The organism is Actinocorallia lasiicapitis, from assembly GCF_054778695.1.
On sequence record NZ_BAAGZI010000848.1, the window covers coordinates 442 to 744 of the forward strand.

The 303-nt window shown below is 69.6% G+C and carries 1 pseudogene; it reads right to left on the reverse strand.

Features of this window, described 5'->3' with window-relative positions:
- Positions 1 to 2 precede the first annotated feature (2 nt).
- Positions 3 to 303, reverse strand: a pseudogene (locus ACYVE7_RS35065) (transposase domain-containing protein); the annotation flags it as partial.

Here is a 303-nt window from a genome sequence, read left to right on the forward strand (position 1 = left end):
AGTGCCTCATGCACGACCTCGGTGCGGGGCAGATGGTCGGGCAGCGGCTGTCGATACGGCCTGGCGGTCTCCCGTGTCCGGGTGACCACCGGCATCGCCGCAGTGGCGGCTTCCGCCTCGCGCTCTTCCAGCCCGAGTTCCAGCTGGTCAGCCTGGTGCGTCAGCTTCTCCGACGAACGGCCGAAGGCCATGCGCCGCAGCCGCGCGACCTGCATCCGCAACTGCTCCAGCTCGGCGCCGGCAGCAATGAGCATGGCCTTCAGAAGGGCGATATCGTCGGGCAGCGAGGCGGCATCGGGCGAC